The following is a 6,599-nucleotide window of genomic DNA, read 5'->3' as shown; positions in this document are numbered from 1 at the left end:
GGTCGCGGCACATGGCCCGGTTCGCGCCCCGGCCGCCGCGGCGGGCGGGCGCGCCCGGGCCCTCCCCGGGCGAGCGACGGTCGCGGCGTCGTGTGGCACATCTCACGGGTTTTCCCCGCGCCGGTGGCGCACACACCCCGACGACTACGCTGAGTCACCATCCAGGCGGAGTAGGCGGGAGATCCACGGCCGCACTCCGGCCGGTGGGGGGAGCGGGGCGCACGGGTAGGTGAAGACGGGGGCCGGGCGCCCGTACGCGGCGCCCAGCTCGGCGGCCTTGCACCAGTCGGCGAGCGTGCGGCACACGGCCCAGGCGGCGCCCAGGGCCGGTCTGGCCTCCGCGTGCCGCTCCCAGATGCGCATCAGTGTGACGGTGGCCTGGGCGGCGGTGTAGCCGTCGTCGGGATAGGCGGTGCCGGCCAGGTAGGGGGCGGTGACCTGGCCGGCGAAGCGCGTGTCCAGCACCCAGGTCCAGTTGGCGACGACCAGGCCGAGCACGGGGCCGGGCACCGCGGAGGCGGCGCCGTACATGAGCTGCTGGCGCGGCCCGGCGAGGCGGCGGCCCGGCCACAGCCAGCTCACGTCGGCCGGGGGTTCGCCGTCCGACAGCCAGGAGAGCACCGCGAGCCCGCGGGCGGTCTGCAGGCGGCACAGTTCGAGCACGTCGCGCAGCATGCGCGGCCCCGGGTCCAGCCAGACCGGCCAGTCGGCGCGGTGGACGCGAGGGACCAGGACGGTCAGGCCGGACGCGACGGGCCGCGGGAAGACCCGGCAACCCAGGGGTGAGTCGTCATTGACGGTGAACACGGCCCGCGCCCTGAGGCCGGGCCGCCCGGACGACCGTGCGCCCGGCCGGAGCGGACCGGCCCGAACCGGCCGGCGCGGAGGAGGACGACCCGCTGGAGCCGGCCGACGCGGAGGAGGACGAGCCGCTCGAGCCGGTGGGCGCGGAGGAGGACGACCCCGCCGAGCCGGTCGGCGCGGCGGACGACCCCCCGGTCGGTGCGGGGGACGACCCGCCCGAGCCGGTGGGCGTGGGGGTGGCGGTCGGCGCCGGGCGCGTCCTTTGGGGGCACGGGGTGCGCCTGGGGTGGTTCTGGTGGGTGTGCGACGGCCGGGGGACGGGGGGCCGCTCGCGCGGCGGGCGGGGAGGCGTGGGGGGCGCCGAAGGCGGGGCGGTGGGCGGGCCCTGCCCCGGAGGCGTGGCGGTCGGCGGGGCGGTCGGACGGGGGGTCGGGGCGGGCGGCCGGGCGGTCGGGGCGGGCGAGGACGACCGCGGCGGCCGGGGGGCGCGCGTGGTCGGCGAGGCCGGGGAGGAGACGCGCGGCGGGGAGAAGGCGGCGGCCGTGGGCCCGATGGCCATGACCGGCGCCACCGGCAGGACCACGGACCGCCCGGGCGGGGCGGAGGAGGTGCCTGCGGCGATGGGCGTGAGCGAGGTGTGCGGCCGCGTGGAGGCGCCCGGCGAGGCGAAAACAGAGGAGGACGCGTCCGGAGCGGGGAGAGCGACGAAGCCGGTGCTCACGGCCGGGCCTTCGGCGTCACGCACCGCGCCGACCAGCGCGGCGGCGGCTACGACGATCGCCAGCGCCGCCACAGCGCCCGCAACCAGCGCAGGCGCCCGCCGAACCCTTCTGGTCTCGTGGACGGGAAACCCGGCGGGGTCGAGCAGGCCGGTGCGGCGGGCGACCAACCGGCGGTAGGGCACGAGCTCGGGATCGATGAAGCAGCTCATCACGCGCACGCGCAGCGTCTCGGGCAGCTCGGGGAGGGGCAGCAGGTTGAACACCTTGGCGGCCGAGACCTGGCGCTCGCGGTGGGGGGCGCAGACCGTGCAGTGATCGATGTGCTCCAGCAGCAGCTCGCGTGTCCGCTGGTCGAGCTCGCCGGTGAAGCCGTCCAGGATGTGCGCCCTGCCGTCGCAGTCGGGCGAGGCGTTGCGCGTGAGGATCTCGGTGGTGACGAGATCTTGCAGGCGGTGGCAGGCGGACTGGTGGAGCTGCTCTGCGTGCTCGGCCGTGGTGCCGAGCACGGCGGCGAGCTCGTCCTCGGGGATGCCGTGCCGGGTGAGCAGGTCGAGGACCTCCCGCTCGTCCTCGGGCAGGGCGGCGACGGCGTTCACGGCGACCAGCCGGAGATCGCCGTCCGCGCCGCCGGGAGCCGCCGGCGCGGCCTCGGTCTCGTCGCCGGCCTCCATCGCCCGCAGTGCCGACCGCCTGCGCACGCACTCACCCCGCGCCAGCGCGTAGAGCCAGACGCGCAGCCGCCCGGGGTCGGCCAGGGCGTGGACGTGGGCCTCCGCCGCGATCAGCGTGTCGCGCAGCGCGACCTGGGCGCTGTCGGGGCCTTCGAGCAGTGTCCGGGCGTATCTGTAGATGCTCTCGGCGTAGGTGTCGTAGAGGGCAGCGAGGGCCCCAGGATCGCGGGCGCGGAGCGCCTCGACCAGGACGCTGTCATTCATGTCACCGACAGTAAAGGCTTGGTAACTGCTCGCTCCACCGTTTCCCGGACAATGACCTGCCTTGTATTAATACCGTAATGAACACCGGCAAGATTGTCCGGGACTCCTGGCCGATGATATGCGCATCAAATTCGACGAATCACCATTAGATGGCCAGCACGACGATGAGCTGGGCAGATGTTCGCCGCAGCGAGGTGACCCCGCGGCGCCGGACACCCTTTCATCACCTTATGACGGGTGATTTCCGGCACGGCCAAAAGACGCGTCGGGGATTCCAGGGACACGCCCGTTCAGGTCGCCGCCCGCATCCCCGCCTCTTCGCAGCCGCGGGCGAGGGCGTCCAGGCCGAACGCCTCCGCCGGTCCCACCGCTCCACAGGCGCCCACGCCCCCTGTGGCCGCGGTGACGGCCGCCCACGCCAGCACGCGCGCGGTGAAGTCGTACGGGTCTCCGCCGTGCAGTTCGACCTCGGCCAGCCGCCTGCCGCTGACGTCGTAGGCCTCGGCGACGATCTGCGAGGTGATCCCCTCGCCGCCCGGGACCGCCGCGCCGTGGCCCCCCGACCGGACGATCCGGTCGGCGGCGGCCTCGGTGACCCGCTTGGCGCCCGGGATCGCCGCGATGAACGGCGTCGCCTTGGACAGCACGCCCGCGGCCCTGGTCAGGCCGCCGAGCCACCCGAGATAGACGTTGACCTCCCGCAGCCCCGAATGCGTGCGAGGCAGGGCGAAGTGCTCGGAGGCGCCCACCGACAGCGCATGCCTGTCCCGGCCGTCCACGGTGAACAGGCGGGTGCGCCCGTGCTCGCGCAGGATGCGGCCGTCACGGAAGCCGTACATCGGCTCCAGGACCATGCCGAGGGCCGAGGCCCGCGTCCCCGCGCTCGCCCGGCGGGCCATGTTGCCGCGGACGAAGTACCCGACGTCGACCCGGACCGCTTCCGGGCCCGCCTTGCGCAACGCGAGCTCGGCCGCGAGGTTGCCCGGCACGTAGTCGTACCCGAAGGCCGTGAGCAGCGTGGCGCCCGACGCGGCCGCGGCAGGCCCGTACCGCTGGAAGATCCGCCGGATGAACGTCGGCTCTCCCGTGGAGTCCAGGTAGACGCCGCCCGCCTCGATGGCGGCCTCCACGGCGGGCTCGCCCCACCGGGCGAACGGCCCCACGGTCGAGATCAGCACCGTCCCCGGCTCGATGATGCGCCGCAGCGTCGCGGGCCGGTTCACGTCGGCGACCGCTGTGGGCAGTTCCACCGGCAAGGACGAGGCCAGTGCCGCCAGGCGCCGCGGGTCACGTCCGGCCAGGACCGGGTGGGCGCCACCGGCGAGCAGGGCCTCGGCCGTGAGCCGGCCGGTGAACCCGGTGGCGCCGAAAAGGACTATCCGGGGGGATGTCATGTAAGTACCGTAACCCGCCGGTGATTTCAAGATCCATAGTGCGGCCGGGCGTCCGTCGCCGGGGACGGGTCCCGCCAGCCCGGCGCTCACGGCCGTCGGTCGACCGGCATCGCCTGGTATCCGCGATCCCTGGTGAAGGGCGGGGTCCGCGGACGGACGGTGCTCGCCGGGACGGCGCCGCTCAGGGCCAGTTCCTCGTAGGGCCTGCCGCTCGACCCCCACGTGCGGGCGGTGATGTCGGTGCTCGCCACCGCGCCGGCCCCGTTGAGGCTGTCCACGGTGAGCACGAACCGGCGGGGGGCGCCCGCGTGCACGTCGTCCACGTACGTGCTGGCGCCGCCGACCAGCTTGCCCGCCCTGTCGCGCAGGAGCGCGGTCACCACCAGGCTGGTCGCGGCCTTCGCGTACGGGTTGGCGACCGCGCCGGTCACCAGGTAGGAGCCGTTGCCGAGCTTCTCGGTGCCGGCCGAGGAGATCGGGAACGGCACGTACGCCGACGGCACGCGCGTGGCCCGCCGCCAGACGGCCGGCTTGTAGGTGAGCTTGACGTCGACGGGCCGGGCCGAGGCCGTGGCCTGGCCGGTGAACTTCAGCGCCCCCGACGGCGGCACGGCGTCCAGAGGCTGCTCCATGCGCACGACCTCCTTGCCGGCGGCGTCGCGGCCCACCACCGTCGCGGCGACGTTCTCGCCGAAGTACCAGCGGTTCGGGTTGGCGACGACGCCCGCCCACGTCACCACATAGCCACCCGCCCCCTGGGTGACCGACGACGTCTGCTCCTTGATCACGAGTGGCTTGAGCCGGGGCCCCTCGGGCCCGCGCTCGTCGCCGCCGCACCCGCCGAGCGGCGCGGCCGCCGCCAGGACGAGTGCCAGTGCGAGTGCTGTCGTGTGTCGACTACGCTGGGTCACAAGGCCGTCATAGCCCGGCCAGTCGGGCGCGACTCCTCCGACACGCGCAAGCCGCACCAAATCTTTACGACCCGGCCACCCCGCCCACGCCTCAGCGCCCGCGCCCGCCCCGGCCCGCGCCACAGCGCACGCACACCGCGATGGCCCACGCCTCAGCGTTCGTGGACCCGCGATGGCCCACGCCTCAGCGCTCGCGGACCACCCTGGCCTCGTCCCAGACCGGCTCCGGCGCCTCGTACACCCGGCCGTCGGCGCCGAAGACCAGGAAGCGGTCGAAGTCGGCGGCGAACCACCGGTCGTGCGTCACGGCCATCACCGTGCCGTCGAAGTGGCCGAGCCCTTCCTGCAGCGCCTCCGCGCTCGCCAGGTCGAGGTTGTCGGTCGGCTCGTCCAGCAGCAGGAGCGTCGCGCCCGACAGCTCCAGCAGCAGGATCTGCAGGCGGGCCTGCTGGCCGCCCGACAGCGTCTCGAAGCGCTGCTCGGCGACGCCGCCGGCCAGCTCGTAGCGCGCCAGCGCCTTCATCGCCTCGTTCTTGAGCCTGGCGTGCTCGCTCATGACGATCTCGCAGGGCGTGCGCCCGCGCAGCTCGGGCCGGGCGTGCGTCTGGGCGAAGTGCCCAGGGACGACCCGCGCGCCCAGCCTGGCGAGACCGCTGTGCCCGACGTCGTCGCCGCCGAGCAGGCGCAGGAAGTGCGACTTGCCCGAGCCGTTCGAGCCGAGCACGGCGACGCGCTCGCCGTACCAGACCTCCAGGTCGAAGGGGCGCATGAGGCCGGTCAGCTCAAGCCCTTCGCAGATCACCGCCCGCTTGCCGGTGCGCCCGCCGCGCAGGCGCATGCTGATGAACTGGTCCTTGGGCGCGACCTCGGGCGGCCCGGCCTCCTCGAACCGCCGCAGGCGCGTCTGGGCCGCGTGGTAGGCCGGGGCCATGCCGTCGTTGTACATGGCCTTCTGCTTGAGCATCGCGACCAGGCGCTTGATCTTGGCGTGCTCCTCGTCCCAGCGGCGGCGCAGCTCGTCCAGGCGCTCGTTGCGCTCTTTGCGGGCGGCGGCGTAGGTGGCGAAGCCCCCGCCGTGGATCCACACGCTGCCCGACTCGACGGTGACGATGCGGTCGGCGGCGTTGGCCAGGAGCTGGCGGTCGTGCGAGACGAGCAGGACGGTCTTGGGCGTTTCCCTGAGCGCCTGTTCGAGCCACAGCTTGCCCGGCACGTCGAGGTAGTTGTCCGGCTCGTCCAGCAGGAGCACCTGGTCGGGCCCGCGCAGCAGGGCCTCCAGCACCAGGCGCTTCTGCTCGCCGCCGGACAGCGTGTTGACCTCGCGGTACTTGACGTTGTCGTACGGGGCGCCGAGCGCGGCCATCGTGCAGGTGTCCCACAGGACCTCGATGTCGTACCCGCCGGCGTCGGTGAAGTCGGTGATGGCCTGGGCGTAGCGCATCTGCGTCTTCTCGTCGTCGCGCTCCATCATGGCCAGCTCGGTCTCGTTGAGCCGGTGCGCGGCCTCGCGCACGCGCTCGGGGGCCACCGACAGCAGCAGATCCTGGACCGTGCGGCCGTCGCGGATGCCGCCGATGAACTGGCGCATGACGCCGAGGCCGCCGGAGGAGGCGACGCTGCCCTCGACCGGCCGCACATCGCCGGCGATGAGCCGCATCAGCGTCGTCTTGCCCGCCCCGTTCGGCCCGACCAGGGCCGCCTTGACCCCCTCGCCGACGCGGAAGGACACCTCGTTGAGCAACGGGCGTCCGTCCGGCAGCACGTACGTCAGACGGCCGACCTCTACATGCGCCACGACGACCTCCCCAGCCTTCACCGCGGAGAGTATCCAGC

5 protein-coding genes are annotated in these 6,599 nt (G+C 74.0%); all 5 read right to left on the bottom strand.

Annotated features, from left to right (window positions below; all coding sequences use genetic code 11):
* Nucleotides 1-144: 144 nt before the first annotated feature.
* A complete protein-coding gene (locus ABZT47_RS20810; RefSeq protein ID WP_354844274.1) occupies nt 145-807 on the bottom strand; it encodes a hypothetical protein in 663 nt (220 codons plus the stop codon).
* On the bottom strand, nt 791-2,461 hold the full coding sequence (locus ABZT47_RS20805) for a sigma-70 family RNA polymerase sigma factor (RefSeq protein WP_354844271.1): 1,671 nt from the start codon (nt 2,459-2,461) through the stop codon (nt 791-793). The genes ABZT47_RS20810 and ABZT47_RS20805 overlap by 17 nt, the downstream gene beginning before the upstream one ends.
* Before the next feature lie 290 nt (nt 2,462-2,751).
* Complete coding sequence (locus tag ABZT47_RS20800) at nt 2,752-3,855, bottom strand: saccharopine dehydrogenase NADP-binding domain-containing protein (RefSeq protein ID WP_354844268.1); 1,104 nt, start codon at nt 3,853-3,855, stop codon at nt 2,752-2,754.
* 86 nt (nt 3,856-3,941) lie between these two features.
* Nucleotides 3,942-4,766, bottom strand: a complete 825-nt coding sequence (locus ABZT47_RS20795) for an FxLYD domain-containing protein (RefSeq protein WP_354844266.1) — start codon at nt 4,764-4,766, stop codon at nt 3,942-3,944.
* Nucleotides 4,767-4,950: 184 nt separating this feature from the next.
* Nucleotides 4,951-6,561 carry an ATP-binding cassette domain-containing protein gene (locus ABZT47_RS20790; protein ID WP_354844629.1) on the bottom strand — a complete coding sequence of 537 codons (1,611 nt, stop codon included), beginning with the start codon at nt 6,559-6,561 and terminating at the stop codon, nt 4,951-4,953.
* Nucleotides 6,562-6,599 lie beyond the last annotated feature (38 nt).

The sequence above is a fragment of the Sphaerisporangium sp. NPDC005289 genome, assembly GCF_040607455.1.
In the GTDB taxonomy this organism is placed as follows: domain Bacteria; phylum Actinomycetota; class Actinomycetes; order Streptosporangiales; family Streptosporangiaceae; genus Sphaerisporangium; species Sphaerisporangium rhizosphaerae.
This window is presented reverse-complemented; position numbering and strand designations above follow the sequence as displayed.